The 17,775-nt window shown below is 71.5% G+C and carries 13 protein-coding genes; 9 read left to right on the top strand and 4 right to left on the bottom strand.

What is annotated here, in order from left to right:
• Positions 1–93 precede the first annotated feature (93 nt).
• The 8 genes from fahA to ACFUO4_RS19355 all read left to right on the top strand — a co-directional run bounded on the left by fahA (position 94) and on the right by ACFUO4_RS19355 (position 9,737).
• Positions 94–1,332: a fumarylacetoacetase gene (fahA, locus tag ACFUO4_RS19390; protein ID WP_383486235.1), complete on the top strand. Its 1,239-nt coding sequence runs from the start codon at positions 94–96 to the stop codon at positions 1,330–1,332.
• A gap of 306 nt (positions 1,333–1,638) precedes the next feature.
• Positions 1,639–2,580: a M56 family metallopeptidase gene (locus ACFUO4_RS19385; RefSeq protein WP_383486232.1), complete on the top strand. Its 942-nt coding sequence runs from the start codon at positions 1,639–1,641 to the stop codon at positions 2,578–2,580.
• Between the two features lie 164 nt (positions 2,581–2,744).
• Positions 2,745–3,533 carry a GntR family transcriptional regulator gene (locus ACFUO4_RS19380; protein ID WP_383486229.1) on the top strand — a complete coding sequence of 263 codons (789 nt, stop codon included), beginning with the start codon at positions 2,745–2,747 and terminating at the stop codon, positions 3,531–3,533.
• Between the two features lie 136 nt (positions 3,534–3,669).
• Entirely contained in the window at positions 3,670–3,897 is a 228-nt protein-coding gene (locus ACFUO4_RS19375; RefSeq protein ID WP_009338563.1) for a ferredoxin family protein, read from the top strand.
• 15 nt (positions 3,898–3,912) lie between these two features.
• On the top strand, positions 3,913–5,256 hold the full coding sequence (locus ACFUO4_RS19370) for an ABC transporter substrate-binding protein (RefSeq protein ID WP_383486225.1): 1,344 nt from the start codon (positions 3,913–3,915) through the stop codon (positions 5,254–5,256).
• On the top strand, positions 5,253–6,146 hold the full coding sequence (locus ACFUO4_RS19365; protein ID WP_383486222.1) for an ABC transporter permease: 894 nt from the start codon (positions 5,253–5,255) through the stop codon (positions 6,144–6,146). The genes ACFUO4_RS19370 and ACFUO4_RS19365 overlap by 4 nt, the downstream gene beginning before the upstream one ends.
• Positions 6,130–6,909, top strand: coding sequence for an ABC transporter ATP-binding protein (locus ACFUO4_RS19360; protein ID WP_383486218.1), 780 nt, complete (start codon positions 6,130–6,132; stop codon positions 6,907–6,909). The genes ACFUO4_RS19365 and ACFUO4_RS19360 overlap by 17 nt, the downstream gene beginning before the upstream one ends.
• 11 nt (positions 6,910–6,920) lie before the next feature.
• Positions 6,921–9,737: a fumarate reductase/succinate dehydrogenase flavoprotein subunit gene (locus ACFUO4_RS19355; RefSeq protein WP_383486215.1), complete on the top strand. Its 2,817-nt coding sequence runs from the start codon at positions 6,921–6,923 to the stop codon at positions 9,735–9,737.
• A 45-nt stretch (positions 9,738–9,782) separates the two neighbouring features.
• On the opposite strand, the gene recQ is transcribed toward ACFUO4_RS19355, so the two are convergent.
• Positions 9,783–11,786: a DNA helicase RecQ gene (recQ, locus tag ACFUO4_RS19350; RefSeq protein WP_383486212.1), complete on the bottom strand. Its 2,004-nt coding sequence runs from the start codon at positions 11,784–11,786 to the stop codon at positions 9,783–9,785.
• A gap of 239 nt (positions 11,787–12,025) precedes the next feature.
• On the opposite strand from recQ, the gene ACFUO4_RS19345 reads away from it, so the two are divergent.
• The gene (locus tag ACFUO4_RS19345; protein WP_383486209.1) at positions 12,026–12,520 is read left to right on the top strand and encodes a hypothetical protein; all 495 of its coding nucleotides are present in this window, start codon (positions 12,026–12,028) and stop codon (positions 12,518–12,520) included.
• A gap of 63 nt (positions 12,521–12,583) precedes the next feature.
• Here the strand turns inward: ACFUO4_RS19345 and nuoN are convergent, their stop codons facing one another.
• From nuoN to nuoL, 3 genes are read right to left on the bottom strand one after another with little or no spacing between them, the layout of a single operon-like run.
• The gene (gene nuoN / locus ACFUO4_RS19340; RefSeq protein WP_079306596.1) at positions 12,584–14,233 is read right to left on the bottom strand and encodes an NADH-quinone oxidoreductase subunit NuoN; all 1,650 of its coding nucleotides are present in this window, start codon (positions 14,231–14,233) and stop codon (positions 12,584–12,586) included.
• Positions 14,230–15,801, bottom strand: coding sequence for an NADH-quinone oxidoreductase subunit M (locus ACFUO4_RS19335; protein ID WP_079306598.1), 1,572 nt, complete (start codon positions 15,799–15,801; stop codon positions 14,230–14,232). Before ACFUO4_RS19335 ends, nuoN begins: the two co-directional genes overlap by 4 nt.
• 5 nt (positions 15,802–15,806) lie before the next feature.
• Positions 15,807–17,771, bottom strand: coding sequence for an NADH-quinone oxidoreductase subunit L (gene nuoL, locus ACFUO4_RS19330; RefSeq protein WP_383486205.1), 1,965 nt, complete (start codon positions 17,769–17,771; stop codon positions 15,807–15,809).
• Positions 17,772–17,775 lie beyond the last annotated feature (4 nt).

Genomic DNA, 17,775 nt, shown 5'->3' with positions numbered 1-17,775 from the left:
CGAGACAGGCAACTCGGCCGTAACGTGTGGCGCGACCACATGCGTCACGCAGTGTTCCGACCTACGAAGCGATGGAGAGCGAGGCAGCACCCCATGCCCCCGTTCGATCTGCCCGAGGGCGACCCCTTCGGCCCGCACAACCTCCCCTACGGCGTCTTCTCCGCACCCGGCTCCACCGACCGGACCGTCGGTGTCCGCCTCGGCGACCACGTCCTCGACGCGGGCGCGGCCGCCCTGGCGCTCGGCTCGCCCTACGCCTCCCTCCTCGCCCGGCCCTCCCTGAACCCGCTGCTCGCGGCCGGCCGCACCACCTGGTCGGACGTCCGGCGCGCGCTGACGGCGTGGGTGACGGTGCCCGCCCATCAGTCCGCCGTCGCGGAGTTCCTGCACCCCCTGTCGTCCGTGACCCTGCACCTTCCCTTCGAGGTCGCCGACTATGTCGACTTCTACGCCTCCGAGAACCACGCCCGGAACGTCGGCCGGATCTTCCGCCCCGACGCCGCGGACTCCCTCACCCCCAACTGGAAGCACCTCCCCATCGGCTACCACGGCCGCTCGGGCACGGTCGTGGTCTCCGGCACCGACGTCGTACGCCCCTCCGGGCAGCGCAAGGCCCCCACCGACCCGGCGCCGGTCTTCGGGCCCTCGGTGCGCCTGGACATCGAGGCGGAGGTCGGCTTCGTGGTGGGCACGCCGTCCCCCATGGGCTCCCCCGTGGCCCTGGCCGACTTCCGGGACCACGTCTTCGGCCTCTGCCTGCTCAACGACTGGTCGGCGCGCGACATCCAGGCCTGGGAGTACGTCCCCCTCGGCCCCTTCCTCGGCAAGTCCTTCGCCACGTCCGTGTCGGCCTGGATCACCCCGCTCGACGCGCTGGAGGAGGCCCGGGTGGCCCCGCCCGAGCGGACGCACGAGCTGCTTCCGTACCTCGACGACACCGGCGCCGACGCCGAGCCCGGCGGGTACGACCTCCGTATCTCCGTCGCCGTGAACGGCCACGTCGTCTCCGAACCTCCCTTCTCCTCCATGTACTGGACGGCCGCCCAGCAGTTGGCCCACATGACGGTCAACGGGGCGTCCCTGCGCACCGGCGACCTCTACGGCTCCGGCACGGTGAGCGGCCCCGCGGAAGGAGAGCGCGGCTCGCTGCTGGAGCTGACCTGGAACGGCCGGGACGCCCTCGAACTCCCCGACGGCAAGCGGACCTTCCTGGAGGACGGCGACGTGGTGACCCTGTCGGCGTGGGCCCCGGGCCCGGACGGGGTGCGGGTCGGGCTGGGCGAGGTGGTGGGGCGGGTCGTGGGACGGGCCTCGGGGCAGGCCCAGGGATAGATGGCGTCATGGGGAACCGAGGCGGTCGAGGGTGAGTTGAGGTGACGGGCAGGGTGCCGTCGAAGGTCTGCCATGAGCCGTCCGTCGCCGTCATACTGACGGCGACGGACGGTGTGCGCAGGACCCGGCACGACCCCGTACACCCCAGCACCACCCCGTACCCAGCTCGACCCGAACACCCAGCACCACCCCGTACGCAGCTCGACCCGAACACCCAGCACGACCCGGTACGCCCCGCACGACCCGCACCCCCGTCGCACGCCCCCTCGCCGCCCCTTACGCCGACCAGGATCCGGAGCCCGTGGCATGACTGTCTGCCTGCTCCTGCTGAGCGCCGTCGCCCTGACGGCCGCCGTTCCGGTGCCGCGCGCGCTGACCCGGGCCGACTGGCCCGAGCGGGAGCCCGTGGTCGCGCTGTGGGTGTGGCAGTGTCTGGTCGCCACGGTGCTGATGTGCAACCTGACCGCCCTGGTCCTCGGCGCGGCCGCCGTCTTCCACACGGTCCGCGACCATGTCTTCGCCCCGGCGCCCCCGGCCGTGACCGCCGCGTACGACCTGTCCGCCGCGCCGGTCTGGGCCACCGTCCTCACCCTGCTGCTGGCCTGCGGCGCCGCCTGGACGACGGCGATGCTGGCCCGCGAGCTGGTCGAGGCCCGCCGGCGTCGCGGCCGGACGAGGGCGCACCTGCGCGAGCGTGCTCCCGAACTCCCCGGCGGACTGGAGAAAGCCGCGCGAGGCCCGCTGCTGGTGCTGGAGGACGAGTACCCCGACGCCTGGTGGATGCCGGGCAGCCCGCCGCAGCTGGTGGTGACGACCGGGGCGCTGCACCGCCTCACCGACGTACAGCTGGACGCCGTCCTCACCCATGAGCGCGACCACGCCCGCGCCCACCACGACTGGCTGCTGCACCTGTCGACGGCCCTGGCGACCGGCTTCCCCCGGGTGCCGCTCTTCGCCCACTTCTGCGAGCAGACCCACCGCCTGGTGGAACTCGCCGCGGACGACACGGCCTCCCGCCGCTGCGGCCATCTGACGACCGCACTGGCCCTGATCGAGCTCAACCAGCACCGGGGCGTGCTGTCCTGCGCCTCCAGCCACCGGCTCCTGGGCGAGCGCGTGGACCGACTGCTGGAGCCGCGCCCCCGGCTGGGCCGCCGGCATCGAGCGGTCACGGCCACGGTGGCGGGGCTGGTGCCCCTGGTGCCGCTGCTGATCGCTTTCGGGCCGGGACTGACCGCGCTGGCCTGAGCGGCGGCGCACCTCGCCGCGGACGATGGTCCCGGCGTCCAGGGGTGGCAGATCTCTCCCTCACCACCAGAAAACCGCAGGTGAACGCCTGAATCGGCAGTCCGGCCCGTGGCGCAACACTCCCGCAACACTCCTTTCCCTACCCCCTCGGTATGGTTCCGGCCATGCCTTCTTCCGACCGCATCCGGGACCACGCCGGCCAGGGCGCGACCACCGTCGCCGCCCACCGCGCACGGCGTCGGCTGCGCGCGGACCAGGCGCGGCAGCTCGCCGATCTCCTGCGCCACCAGCTCCTCTCCGGCGGCTTCGAGGACGGCACGCTCCCGCACGAGACGACCCTCGCCACCGACTACCGCGCCTCCCGCAACACGGTCCGCCAAGCCCTGGACCTGCTGCGCGCCGAAGGTCTCGTCGAACGCCTCCCCGGTGTCGGCACCGTGGTCGTCGCCCAGAAGTACCCCCACGGCCTCGACCGTCTGATGGGCCTCGCGGAGACCCTGCGCGAACACGGCACGGTCACCAACGAGGTCCGCACGATGGGCCCGGCCCCGGCACCGCACCCCGTCGCCGAACGCCTCCATGTCCCGCCCGGCACCGATGTCCTCTACATCGAACGCCTTCGCCGTCTCAACGGCCTCCCCCTCTCCCTCGACCTCACCTACATCCCGCTCGACATCGGCACCGCCCTGCTCGGCGCCGACCTGGAGAACACCGACGTCTTCCGGCTCCTGGAGTCGATCACCGGCCAGGGACTCGGCCACGCCGAGATCACGCTGGAGGCGGTGAACGCGGACGCCCATTCCGCCGCCGTGCTCGAAGCCCCACGCGGCGCGGCCGTCCTGATGCTGGAGCGCCTGACGCATCTCGCCGACGGCCGCCCCGTCGACCTGGAGTTCATCCGCTTCCGCGGCGACCGCATCACGATGAGCGGCCTGCTGCACAGGTCCCTCTGACCGCCTCCCTGCTTCTTCCCGCTCGCGTCTCTTCCCCCCTCACCTCTTCATCGTTCGGCAGGTCCTCCGCGGTTCACTGCCGCGCCGGAAATCTCAGCGAATCTCCATCAATCTCAGGACATCCCCGGAGACAGCCATGCCCTTGGTGCCCCAGCGGGCCGACGTGCCCGTGACCATCGACGAGTCGAAGTGCATCGACGGCTGCACGCTCTGCGTCGACATGTGCCCGCTGGACTCCCTCGCCATCGACGAGAGCAGCGGCAAGGCCTACATGCACGTCGACGAGTGCTGGTACTGCGGCCCGTGCGCGGCCCGCTGTCCCACCGGAGCCGTCACGGTCAACATGCCCTATCTGCTCCGCTGAGAGGTCCCGACTCCCATGAAGAACAAGGCAGTTGCCGCAGCCGCCCTCCTCCTGCTCACCCCCCTGACGGCCTGCGGCGGCAACGCGGCGGCCGGTGACGGTTCCACGGTCACCGTGACCGTCGGCTACCAGTCCAGGACCATCAACACCGTCACCGCCGGCACCCTGCTCCGCTCCCTCGGCTCCTTCGAGAAGGAACTGAACGCCCTCGGCGACGGCAGGACCTACAAGGTCGACTGGCAGGACTACGCGACCGGCGCCCCGATCACCGCCCAGATGACCGCCGGGAAGATCGACATCGGTTCGATGGGCGACTTCCCGCTCCTCATCAACGCGGCCCGCGGCAAGCAGCTCGGCAAGTCCACCCACCTGGTCTCCGTCACCGGCTACAACCTCCGCGGCGGCCTCAACACCATCGTCACGGCGCCCGACTCGAAGCTCGCCACGCTGACCGACCTGCGCGGCAAGAAGGTCTCCACCAGCGTCGGCTCCGCCGCCGACGGCACCCTCGTACGGGCCCTCCAGCGCGCCGGCCTCGACCCGGACAAGGACATCGAGAAGCTCAACCAGCAGCCCGCGGTGGGCGCTTCGGCCCTCTCGGCGGGCAGCGCGGACGCGCTCTCCCAGTTCGTCGCCTGGCCCGGCCTGCTCACCTACCAGGGCAAGGCGAAGGCCCTCTACGACGGCGCCGAGCTGAACCTCCCCACCTTCCACGGCGTCACCGCCCGCGAGGACTTCGCACGGCAACGCCCCACCGTCCTGGAGGCCTTCCTCAAGGCCCAGGCCGAGGCCACGGACTACCTGAACGACCACCCCGTCCAGGCCGCCGAGAAGGTCGCGAAGGCCACCGGCCTGCCCGCCGAGGTCGTCTACCTCTACAACGGCGCCCACGGCATCTCCACCTTCGACCCCGCGATCAAGCCCCAGCTGGTCTCCGCCCTCGAGGACGACGTGGCGATCCTGAAGTCGGCCAAGCTGACCGGCGACATCGACGTGGACGCCTTCGTCGACGACCGTTACGTCAAGAAGGCCCTCGGCACGTCGTACGCCGAGCAGCTCACCGCCGCTCCGCCCGCCGCCGCGAGCGAGGTCTGGCCCAAGGGCGCCTCCGCGACCCGCGCCTTCAAGACGCCCGCCGAACTCCTCGCGTACGTCTCGGCCCACCGGGACGGCATCCGCGCCGCCTACGTCCCCGACGCCACGACCGGCACCCTCTGGTTCGCCGACAAGGCGGTGTGGGTGGCCGACGGCGACAAGCTGCTGCCGTTCGTCGCACCGGCGACCGCGAAGGCGTACGTCGCCGAGCGCGGCGGCGCCCGCGTGGTGACGTATGCCGACGCGCTGGAGCGGGCGTCGTGAGCCGGCCCCTGCCCGCCGCCGGCCGCTACGCCCTGCGGGTGGCTTCCCTGGTGGCCGCCCTCGGTGTGTGGCAGGCGCTGACCGGCCTCGACATCGACCTGTGGCTGCGCTTCTCGCAGTTCCCCACGGCCACCGACGTGGCCCACGCCTTCGCCGACCGGCTGGCCGGGCCCGACTACTGGACCGACCTCACCGACAGCCTGACCCGCATCCTCAGCGGCTTCCTGCTGGCGGCGGTGCTCGGTGTGGCGACGGGCGTGCTCGTGGCGCGCTCCCGCCTCGCCGAGGACCTGCTCGGACCGGTGCTGGAGGTCGTCCGCCCGATCCCGGCCATCGCCCTCGTCCCCGTCGCGATCCTCCTGTTCCCCTCCAACGAGCAGGGCATCGTCTTCATCACCTTCACCGCCGCCTACTTCCCCGTCCTGGTCTCCACCCGGCACGCGGTCCGCGCGCTGACGCCTGTCTGGGAGGAGGCGGTGCTGACGATGGGCGGCGGGCGGTGGCGGATCCTGGGCTCGGTCGTCCTGCCGGGTGCGCTGCCCGGCATCTTCGGCGGACTGTCGGTCGGCATCGGCGTCTCGTGGATCTGTGTGATCTCCGCCGAGATGATCTCCGGCCAGTACGGCGTCGGCTACCGCACCTGGCAGGACTACACGGTCGTCGACTACCCGGGCGTCTTCGTCGGCATGGTCACCATCGGCGTCCTCGGCTGGCTCACCTCCACGGCCGTGGAACTTCTGGGCCGCCGCCTGACCCGCTGGCTGCCCCGGACGTCGTACGACACCGGAAGCCGCCCGCGGACCGTCCGCACAGCGCCTTCCGCGCGGGGGCCCGAGTCCGCCGTCCCCGCTCCGAAGACCGAGGAGGCACGCGATGAGCACCTCGTCTGAGACGGCCGGCACCTCCACCGGGACGACCGCCCGCGGCACCCGGCTCACCCTGCGCGCCGCCGCCCTCGGCCGCCCCGACGCCCCCGCCGTCACCGGCGTCGACCTCGATGTCGCCCCCGGCGAGATCCTCACCGTCGTAGGACCCTCCGGCTGCGGCAAGTCGACGCTGCTGCGCACGCTGGCCGGCCTGCTGGCCCCCCTCGGCGGCGAGGCCGCCCAGGACGGCCGCCCGCTGACGGGCCCTTCCGCCGACCGCGCCCTGGTCTTCCAGGAGGACGCCCTGCTGCCCTGGCGCACCTTGCGCGCGAACGTGGAACTCCCGCTCGCCATCGCGGGGTTGGCCCGCACCGACCGCAGGCGGCAGGCCGAGTCCTGGCTCGCCCGCGTCGGGCTCACCGAACAGTCCCGGCACCTGCCGCACCGCGTCTCCGGAGGCCAGCGCCAGCGCGCCCAGCTGGCCCGGGCGCTGGCCTGCCGGCCGCGCGCGGTGCTGATGGACGAACCGTTCGGCGCCCTCGACGCCCAGACCCGCGCCGGCATGCAGGACCTGCTCGTGGAGGTGCTGCAGGGCACGGGCGCGACCGTCGTCTTCGTCACCCACGACGTCGACGAGGCGCTCTTCCTCGGCGACCGCGTCGCGCTCCTCGACAACGGCCGCCTCACCGCCGTACGCGAGGTGCCGCGCCCCCGCGACCGCACCGCGCGCGACGACCCGGCGCGGCTCACGCTGCGGCGTGACGTCCTGTCCTCCCTCGGTTCCTGAAAGGTCTCTCGGTGACCAGCCCCGCGAACACCCCCCTGGCGATCCCCGCCCTCACCGACGCCGAGGAACTCTCCTGCGACGTCCTCGTCATCGGCGGCGGCACCGCCGGCACCATGGCCGCGCTGACCGGCGCCGAGCACGGCGCCGACGTGATCCTCCTGGAGAAGGCCCACGTCCGGCACTCCGGCGCCCTGGCCATGGGCATGGACGGCGTCAACAACGCGGTCGTCCCCGGCCGCGCCGAGCCCGACGACTACGTCGCCGAGATCACCCGCGCCAACGACGGCATCGTCGACCAGTCCACCGTCCGCCAGACCGCCACCCGCGGCTTCGCCATGGTGCAGCGCCTGGAGTCGTACGGCGTGAAGTTCGAGAAGGACGAGCACGGCGACTACGCGGTCCGCCAGGTCCACCGCTCCGGCTCCTATGTGCTGCCGATGCCGGAGGGCAAGGACGTCAAGAAGGTGCTGTACCGGCAGTTGCGGCGGCGTGAGATGCGGGAGCGGATCCGCATCGAGAACCGGGTGATGCCGGTGCGGGTGCTGACGGCCGACGGGCGGGCCGTGGGGGCGGTCGGCTTCAACACCCGTACGGGCGCCTTCGTGACGGTCCGCGCGGGCGCGGTCATCCTGGCGACCGGCGCCTGCGGCCGCCTCGGCCTGCCCGCCTCCGGCTACCTCTACGGCACCTACGAGAACCCCACCAACGCGGGCGACGGCTACGCCATGGCCTACCACGCGGGCGCCGAGCTCACCGGCATCGAGTGCTTCCAGATCAACCCGCTGATCAAGGACTACAACGGCCCCGCCTGCGCCTACGTCGCCAACCCCTTCGGCGGCTACCAGGTCAACCGGCACGGCGAACGCTTCGTCGACTCCGACTACTGGTCCGGCCAGATGATGGCGGAGTTCGCGGCGGAGGTGGCGTCCGACCGGGGGCCGGTCTACCTCAAGCTCAGCCACCTCCCGGAGGAGTCGGTCTCCGCCCTGGAGTCGATCCTGCACTCCACGGAGCGGCCCACGCGCGGGACCTTCCACGCGGGCCGGGGCCACGACTACCGCACCCACGACATCGAGATGCACATCTCCGAGATCGGCCTGTGCGGCGGCCACTCCGCCTCGGGTGTACGGGTCGACGACCACGCGCGGACGACCGTCCCCCGCCTCTACGCCGCCGGCGACCTGGCCTGCGTGCCGCACAACTACATGATCGGCGCGTTCGTCTTCGGCGACCTCGCCGGCGCGGACGCCTCCCAGTACGCGGCGTACGAAGGGGAGTTGCCCGCCGACCAGCTCCGTGAGGCGCACGAACTGATCTACCGCCCGCTGCGCAACCCGGACGGCCCGCCGCAGCCCCAGGTCGAGTACAAGCTGCGCCGCTTCGTGAACGACTACGTGGCCCCGCCGAAGTCGGGGGCCCGGTTGTCCCTCGCCCTGGAGTCCTTCGAACGGATGCGGGACGACATCGCCGCGATGGGCGCCCGCACCCCGCACGAGCTGATGCGCTGCGCCGAGGTCTCCTTCATCCGCGACTGCGCGGAGATGGCCGCGCGCGCGTCCCTGGCCCGCACGGAATCCCGCTGGGGCCTCTACCACGACCGCCTCGACCACCCCCATCGCGACGACGCCTCCTGGTTCCACCACCTCGATCTGCACAAGTCCCCCTCTGGTGCGATGGAGTTCACGGCCCGTCCCGTGGCTCCCTATCTGGTCCCGGTCGAGGAGTTCACCCCGACCGGCGGTCCCTCCCGGCACCTCGGCGAGGTGCACCCGGAGGAGGTGGCGACGGCGGGGTCCCGGGACCGGGCCCCGGTGGCGGCGGGGGCCGGGGACGGCGTGCCGGTGGCGCCTGAGGCCGAGGACAGCGGCCCTGACCGTTCCCACAACGACGCCACTGCCGCCGACCGCACCGGGCACGACTCCCCTCCCGCCGCCGAGCAGTCGACCGCCCGGCTCCTGGAGCTGGTGGCCCTCGCCGAGGAGGAGCCGGAACTCGACGCCCTCCGGCCCTACTTGACCGACCCGGCGGCCACGGTCCGGCGTGAGGCCGTCGCCGTGCTCACCGAGACCCTGCCGCCGGGCACCGGCCCCGCCCTGGCCGACGCGCTCCGCGATCCCGCCGCCGAGGTCCGTGCCGCGGCCGCGGCCTCGCTGCGCGAGCTGGTCGAGACGCTCCCGCCCGAGCCCACCCTGCGCGAGGGCCTCGCCGCCGCCCTCCGTGAACCCGACCCCGTCGTGCGCGCTGCCGCCCTCGACGTCCTGCGTGCCCTGCGGCTGGGTGACACCGCGCTGTTCACGGGCCCGCTCACGGACGAGGACATCGCCGTCCGCATCGAGGCCGTACGCGCCCTCGTCTCGGTCGACGCCGCCGAAGAACTGGCCCGCGCGGCGACGTCCGACCCGTCCCGCGAGGTCCGCGTCACCTTCGCCAAGGCCCTGGCGACGGTGTCCCCAGGACGCCCCGACGCCGTCCTGCCCGCCCTCGCCACGCTCACGGCGGACGCCGACGCCTTGGTACGAGGCGCCGCCTACGCCGCCCTGGGCGCCACCGGCTGCCCCGGACCGCTCGCCGAGCGCGCCGTCTCCGCCTTGGCCGACGCCACCTGGCAGGTGCGGTCCGGAGCGGCGACCGCCCTGTCCGGAGCGGAGGCCGAAACCGCCGTCCCCGCCCTGGCCAAGGCCCTCGCCGACCCGAACGCCGACGTCCGCAAGGCGGCGGTCCTGGCCCTGACCCGGCACACGGCCACCGAGGGCGCCCGCGCCGCCCTGGCCACGGCCACGGCCGACTCGGACGCGGACGTCAGGGCGTACGCGTCACGAGCGCTGTGACGGGCGTACGCGTCACGAGCGCTGTGACGGGTGCCGGGCCCACGGCTACGTCCAGTCGGGCTCCGGCTCCTCGTCCATCTCGGGCCAGTCGTCCGGCTCCGGCGCGGCCCCGTCGTCGGCCTTCTGAGCCTGCGCCGTCGGCTCCCCCATCCCCGCCAACACGGCCAGGACGCCTTCCCCGTACGTCGCCAGCTTCTTCTCGCCGACCCCGCCGATCTCACCGAGCTGTCCCACCGAGGTCGGCCAGGCGGTCACGATTTCCCGGAGCGTGGCGTCGTGGAAGATCACGTATGCCGGGACGCCCTGTTCCTTGGCCTGCTCGGCACGCCAGGCCCGCAGCGCCTCGAAGGCGGGCAGCAGTGCCTCGGGCAGCTCGACCGCGGCGGCCTTGGACTTGCCCCTGCCGGAGGACGAGGAGCCCGACGTCTTCGCCACCGTCGGCTTCTTCGGTTCCTTCCGCAGCGGCACCTCCCGCTCCCGCCGCAGCACCGCCCCGCTGGCCTCGGTCAGCGTCAGCGTGCCGTACTCCCCCTCGACCGCGAGCAGTCCCTGCGCCAGCAACTGCCGTACGACACCGCGCCATTCGGCCTCGGTCAGCTCCTCGCCGATGCCGAAGACGGACAGCTGGTCATGGTCGAACTGGATGACCTTGGCGGTGCGCCGGCCCAGCAGGATGTCGACGATCTGCACCGCGCCGAACTTCTGCCCCCGCTCCCGCTGGAGCCGCACCACCGTCGACAGCACCTTCTGCGCCGCGATGGTGCCGTCCCAGGTCTCTGGTGGGGTGAGGCAGGTGTCGCAGTTGCCGCAGCCCACCGGGTCGGGGTCCTGCCCGAAGTAGTTCAGCAGCTGCCCGCGGCGGCACTGCGCGGTCTCGCACAGTGCCAGCATCGAGTCCAGGTGGGCGGCTGCGCGGCGGCGGAACGCCTCGTCGCCCTCGCTCGACTGGATCATCTTGCGCTGCTGTATGACGTCGTTGAGGCCGTAGGCCATCCAGGCCGTCGACGGCAGTCCGTCGCGTCCCGCGCGGCCGGTCTCCTGGTAGTAGCCCTCGACCGACTTCGGCAGGTCGAGGTGGGCGACGAAGCGGACGTCCGGCTTGTCGATGCCCATGCCGAAGGCGATCGTCGCGACGACGACCAGGCCGTCCTCCCGCAGGAACCTGGACTGGTGCGCCGCGCGGGTGCCCGCGTCCAGGCCGGCGTGGTACGGGACCGCCTCGATGCCGTTCTTGGCGAGGAACTCGGCCGTGGCCTCCACCGACTTGCGCGACAGGCAGTACACGATGCCGGCGTCGCCCTCGTGCTCCTGGCGCAGGAAGCTCAGCAGCTGCTTCTTGGGGTCGGCCTTGGGCACGATCCGGTACTGGATGTTGGGCCGGTCGAAGCTCGCCACGAAGTGCCGGGCGGCCGGCATGTTCAGCCGCTGGGTGATCTCCTGGTGCGTCGCGTGCGTGGCCGTGGCGGTCAGCGCGATGCGCGGGACGTCGGGCCAGCGCTCGCCGAGCAGGGACAGGGCGAGGTAGTCGGGGCGGAAGTCGTGGCCCCACTGGGACACGCAGTGCGCCTCGTCGATGGCGAAGACCGCGATCTTGCCGCGGGAGAGCAGGTCGAGGGTGGAGTCCAGCCGCAGCCGCTCGGGCGCCAGATAGAGCAGGTCCAGCTCGCCCGCGAGGAACTCGGCCTCCACGACCCGCCGCTCGTCGAAGTCCTGCGTGGAGTTCATGAACCCGGCGCGCACGCCGAGCGCCCGCAGCGCGTCCACCTGGTCCTGCATCAGCGCGATGAGCGGCGAGACGACGATGCCCGTACCGGGTCTGACCAGGGACGGGATCTGGTAGCACAGGGACTTGCCGCCGCCGGTCGGCATGAGCACGACGGCGTCGCCGCCCGCGATCACATGCTCGATGACGGCTTCCTGCTCGCCGCGGAAGCTGTCGTACCCGAAGACCCGGTGCAGCGCGGCCAGCGCCTCGCTCCCGGGTGCCCCGGCGGGTCCTGCCACCTCGGTCAACCCTGGCATCTCGCTGATCCCGCCCATCCCACCCATAGTCCTGTCCCCCGTACGTCGTCCCTCGACCACTGCCTCCACGATAGGGGCCCGCACCGACAGCGCCGGAGTTATCCACAGGCCCGTCCCGTGACGCTCCGCGTTCACTCCAATGGTCCGCGTCACATGGAGGGGCTCCGGCCTGCGGGGACATGCTGCTCAGGCGGGCAGGGGAGGCCCGTCTCCCGGACAGCGCGCCTCGACCGGTGCGCGCCCCTTCCGCTTCAAGGAGCCCCAGCATGTTCTCTCGGCCCCTCAAGGCCGCCGTCGCCGCGGCGATAGCCGGTGCCTTCTCCCTGACCGCCGCGCCCGCGCAGGCCGCGCCCACGGACGACACCGACCCCTGGTCCGCCTTGGTCCCTACGTACGCGGCGACGGGCAAGTACGCCTACGAGCCGTTCGCCCCCGGCGGGGGCTACGCCCGCACCAGCACGTGCGTGCCCAACATGGGCTACCACTACGTCAACGCCACGCTGCTGGAGGACCCCGCCGTCGACCCCGCCGAGCCCGAGGCCCTGCTGTATGAGGGCGGCCCCACCACCAGCACCCGCAAGCTGGTCGGGGTGGAGTGGATCGTTCCGGACACGGCCGTGACGGCGGCCCCGACGCTGTTCGGCGAGATCTTCTCCCACGACGCGGTCCTGCACGTCTACTCGCTCCACGCGTGGATCTACAAGAGCAACCCCAACGGGCTCTTCGAGACCTTCAACCCGAAGGTGACGTGCCCGGCCTGAGCGCACGCGAAAGGGCCCCGGTCCCCGCACGGGGAACCGGGGCCCTGCGCACTTACCCGCAGGTCAGCGCACAAACACTCCCGCCTGGTTGGCCAGGTCCAGGAAGTACTGCGGCGCCACACCGAGCACCAGCGTGACCGCGACACCGACGCCGATCGCCGTCATCGTCAGCGGTGACGGCACGGCGACCGTCGGGCCCTCGGGCCGCGGCTCGCTGAAGAACATCAGCACGATGACGCGGATGTAGAAGAACGCGGCGATCGCCGACGAGATCACACCGACCACGACCAGCGGCGCCGCCCCGCCCTCCGCCGCCGCCTTGAACACGGCGAACTTCCCGGCGAACCCGGAGGTCAGCGGGATGCCGGCGAAGGCCAGCAGGAACACCGCGAACACGGCCGCGACCAGCGGTGAACGCCGGCCGAGCCCCGCCCACTTGGACAGGTGCGTGGCCTCGCCGCCGGCGTCGCGGACCAGCGTGACCACGGCGAACGCGCCGATCGTCACGAACGAGTACGCGGCCAGGTAGAAGAGGACGGACGACACCCCGTCCGGCGTGGTCGCGATGACGCCCGCGAGGATGAAGCCCGCGTGGGCGATCGACGAGTACGCCAGCAGCCGCTTGATGTCGGTCTGCGTGATCGCGACGATCGCGCCGCCGAGCATGGTGACGATGGCGACGGCCCACATGACCGGCCGCCAGTCCCAGCGCAGGCCGGGCAGGACGACGTACAGCAGTCGCAGCAGGGCACCGAACGCGGCCACCTTCGTCGCCGCCGCCATGAACCCGGTCACCGGCGTCGGCGCGCCCTGGTAGACGTCCGGCGTCCACATGTGGAACGGGACCGCGCCGACCTTGAACAGCAGGCCCATCACGATCATCGCGCCGCCGACCAGCAGCAGCGCGTCGTTGCCCATGGTGTCCGCGAGCGCCGGGTCGACGTTCGTGACCGTGCCGTCGACGACCTGGGCGATCGTGGAGTACGACACCGAGCCCGCGTAGCCGTAGAGCAGCGCGATGCCGAACAGGGTGAACGCGGAGGCGAAGGCGCCGAGCAGGAAGTACTTGACCGCGGCCTCCTGCGACATGAGCCGCTTGCGGCGGGCGAGCGCGCACATCAGGTACAGCGGCAGGGAGAAGACCTCCAGGGCCACGAACAGCGTCAGCAGGTCGTTGGCCGCGGGGAAGATCAGCATGCCGGCGACGGCGAAGAGCAGCAGCGGGAACACCTCGGTGGTGGTGAACCCGGCCTTCACGGCGGCCTTCTCGCTGTCGCTGCCGGGCACAGAGGCGGCCTGCGCGGCGAAGGAGTCGACCCGGTTGCCGTGCGCCTCGGGATCGAGTCGGCGTTCGGCGAAGGTGAACAGGCCGACCAGGCCCGCCAGCAGGATGGTGCCCTGCAGGAACAGCGCCGGTCCGTCGACGGCGATGGCGCCCATCGCCGCGATCCCGGCCTTCGTCGTCGCGTAGCCGTCTGCCGCGAGGGCGACGACCGCGGCGAAGGCGGCGGCCAGTGCCACGGCGGACAGGAACACCTGGGCGTAGTACCGCTGCTTGCGCGGGACGAACGCCTCGACGAGCACCCCGACGATCGCCGCACCGACGACGATCAGCGTGGGCGACAATTGTCCGTATTCGATCTTCGGCGCATCGATCTTCGAGATCGGATCGGCCGCGGTTGTCCACAGGCTGTGGACGGCTGTTGCGCTCACTTGGCCGCCTCCACCTCGGGCTGGGGGTCCTTCTTGTGTACGTCGGACAAGGTCGACTTGACCGCCGGGTTGACGATGTCCGTGACCGGCTTCGGGTAGACCCCGAGGAAGATCAGCAGGACGATCAGCGGCGCGACGACCACGAGCTCACGGACCCGGAGGTCCGGCATCGCGGACACCTCGGCCTTCACCGGGCCCGTCATCGTCCGCTGGTAGAGGACGAGCGTGTAGAGAGCGGCCAGCACGATGCCGAAGGTGGCGATGATGCCGATCACCGGGTACCTGGAGAACGTGCCGACCAGCACCAGGAACTCACTGACGAACGGCGCCAGTCCGGGCAGCGACAGGGTCGCGAGGCCACCGATCAGGAACGTGCCGGCGAGCACCGGGGCGACCTTCTGCACACCGCCGTAGTCGGCGATGAGCCGCGAGCCGCGCCGCGAGATCAGGAAGCCCGCGACCAGCATCAACGCGGCCGTGGAAATACCGTGGTTGACCATGTAGAGCGTCGCGCCGGACTGGCCCTGGCTGGTCATCGCGAAGATGCCCATGATGATGAAGCCGAAGTGCGAGATCGACGCGTACGCCACCAGCCGCTTGATGTCCCGCTGGCCGACGGCGAGCAGCGCCCCGTAGACGATGCTGATCAGCGCCAGGACGAGGATCGCGGGCGTCGCCCACTTCGACGCCTCCGGGAAGAGCTGGAGGCAGAAGCGGAGCATCGCGAAGGTGCCGACCTTGTCGACGACCGCCGTGATGAGGACGGCGACCGGAGCGGTGGCCTCGCCCATGGCGTTGGGCAGCCAGGTGTGCAGCGGCCACAGCGGCGCCTTCACCGCGAACGCGAAGAAGAAGCCCAGGAACAGCCAGCGTTCGGTGTTGGTCGCCATGTCGAGCGAGCCGTTGGCCCGCGCCTCGGCGATCTCCTGGAGGCTGAAGTTCCCGGCGACCACGTACAGGCCGATCACCGCGGCCAGCATGATCAGACCGCCGACCAGGTTGTAGAGCAGGAACTTCACGGCGGCGTACGACCGTTGCGTGGATGCCGCCTCTTCACCGTGCTCGTGGGCCCGGTCCCCGAAGCCGCCGATGAGGAAGTACATCGGGATCAGCATGGCTTCGAAGAAGATGTAGAAGAGGAAGACGTCGGTGGCCTCGAAGGAGATGATCACCATCGCCTCGACGGCCAGGATCAGGGCGAAGAAGCCCTGCGTCGGCCGCCACCGCTTACTGCCGGTCTCCAGCGGGTCGGCGTCGTGCCAGCCCGCCAGGATGATGAACGGGATCAGCAGGGCGGTGAGCGCGAGGAGCGACACCCCGATGCCGTCCACGCCCAGTTCGTAGCGGACCCCGAAGTCCTTGATCCAGGAGTGGGATTCGGTGAGCTGGTAGCGGTCGCCGTCCGGGTCGAAGCGGACCAGGACGACGATCGCGAGGGCGAGGGTGGCGAGCGAGACGAGGAGCGCCAGCCACTTGGCGGCGGTGCGCTGCGCGGCCGGTACGGCGGCCGTGACGACCGCCCCGATCGCGGGGAGCGCCGCCGTCGCTGTCAGCAGAGGAAAGGACATCGGTATCAGACCGCCCTCATCAGCAGGGTCGCGGCGATGAGGACCGCCGCACCGCCGAACATCGAGACCGCGTACGACCGCGCGTAGCCGTTCTGAAGCCTGCGCAGCCGTCCGGAGAGGCCGCCGACCGAGGCCGCCGTGCCGTTGACGACTCCGTCGACCAGGGTGTGGTCGACGTAGACCAGGGACCGCGTGAGGTGCTCGCCGCCGCGGACCAGGACCACGTGGTTGAAGTCGTCCTGGAGCAGGTCGCGCCGGGCGGCCCGGGTGAGCAGCGACCCGCGCGGGGCGACGGCCGGGACCGGGCGGCGGCCGTACTGGAGCCAGGCGAGGGCGACGCCGAGGACCATCACGGTCACCGTGGCGGTCGTGACCGTCGCCGCGCTGATCGGCGCGTCACCGTGGTCGTGCCCGGTGACGGGCTCCAGCCAGTGCAGGAAGCGGTCGCCGATGCTGAAGACGCCGCCCGCGAAGACCGAGCCGAAGGCCAGCACGATCATGGGGATCGTCATGGACCGGGGCGACTCGTGCGGGTGCGGTTCCGCGTGGTCGCCCTGGTGCTCGGCGGCGGGCTCCGCGCTGGGCGCCTCCGGGGAGCGCGTCGGCTGGTTGCGCCAACGCTCCTCTCCGAAGAACGTCATCAGCATCACGCGCGTCATGTAGAAGGCGGTGATGGCCGCGCCGAGCAGGGCGCAGGCGCCGAGGATCCAGCCCTCGGTGCCGCCCTTGGCGAAGGCCGCCTCGATGATCTTGTCCTTGGAGAAGAAGCCGGACAGGCCCGGGAAGCCGATGATGGCGAGGTAGCCGAGGCCGAACGTCACGAAGGTGACCGGCATGTACTTGCGCAGGCCGCCGTACTTGCGCATGTCGACCTCGTCGTTCATGCCGTGCATGACCGAACCGGCGCCGAGGAACAGCCCGGCCTTGAAGAAGCCGTGCGTCACCAGGTGCATGATCGCGAAGACGTAGCCGATGGGGCCGAGGCCCGCGGCGAGGACCATGTAGCCGATCTGCGACATGGTCGACCCGGCGAGCGCCTTCTTGATGTCGTCCTTCGCGCAACCGACGATCGCACCGAACAGGAGCGTGACGGCACCGACGACGGTGACGACGAGCTGGGCGTCCGGGGCGAGGTTGAAGATGTTGGCGGAGCGGACGATCAGGTAGACGCCCGCGGTCACCATGGTCGCGGCGTGGATGAGGGCCGAGACCGGGGTCGGGCCCTCCATCGCGTCCCCGAGCCAGGACTGCAGCGGCACCTGGGCGGACTTGCCGCAGGCGGCGAGCAGCAGCATCAGGGCGATGCCGGTGAGGGTGGCCTCGGAGGCGCCGGTGACGAGTCCGGGCTCCTCGTGCGAACCGAGGACCGGGCCGAAGGCGAACGTCCCGAACGTCGTGAACATCAGCATGATGGCGATCGACAGGCCCATGTCGCCGACGCGGTTGACCAGGAAGGCCTTCTTCGCGGCGGTGGCGGCGCTGGGCTTGTGCTGCCAGAAGCCGATGAGCAGGTAGGACGCGAGGCCCACGCCCTCCCAGCCGACATACAGCAGCAGGTAGTTGTCGGCGAGGACGAGGACCAGCATCGCCGCGAGGAACAGGTTCAGATAGCCGAAGAAGCGGCGGCGCCGCTCGTCGTGCTCCATGTACCCGACCGAGTACAGGTGGATCAGTGAGCCGACGCCCGTGATCAGCAGCACGAACGTCATCGACAGCTGGTCGAGGCGGAAGGCGACGTCCGCCTGGAAGCCCTCGACCGGGACCCAGCTGAACAGGTGGCTCGTCAGGGTCCGGTGCTCGGCGTTCTTGCCGAGCAGGTCGGCGAAGAGGACGAGGCCGAGCACGAAGGAGACGGCGGCGAGCAGGGTGCCGATCCAGTGGCCGACGCGGTCCAGGCGCCGGCCGCCGCACAGCAGTACGGCCGCTCCGAGCAGGGGCGCCGCCACCAGCAGCGCAATCAGGTTCTCCACGATT

It is taken from the genome of Streptomyces sp. NPDC057280 (assembly GCF_042668605.1).
Lineage (GTDB): Bacteria > Actinomycetota > Actinomycetes > Streptomycetales > Streptomycetaceae > Streptomyces.
The sequence above is the reverse complement of the archived record's forward strand: the minus strand, read 5'-3'. Positions and strand labels throughout refer to the sequence as shown.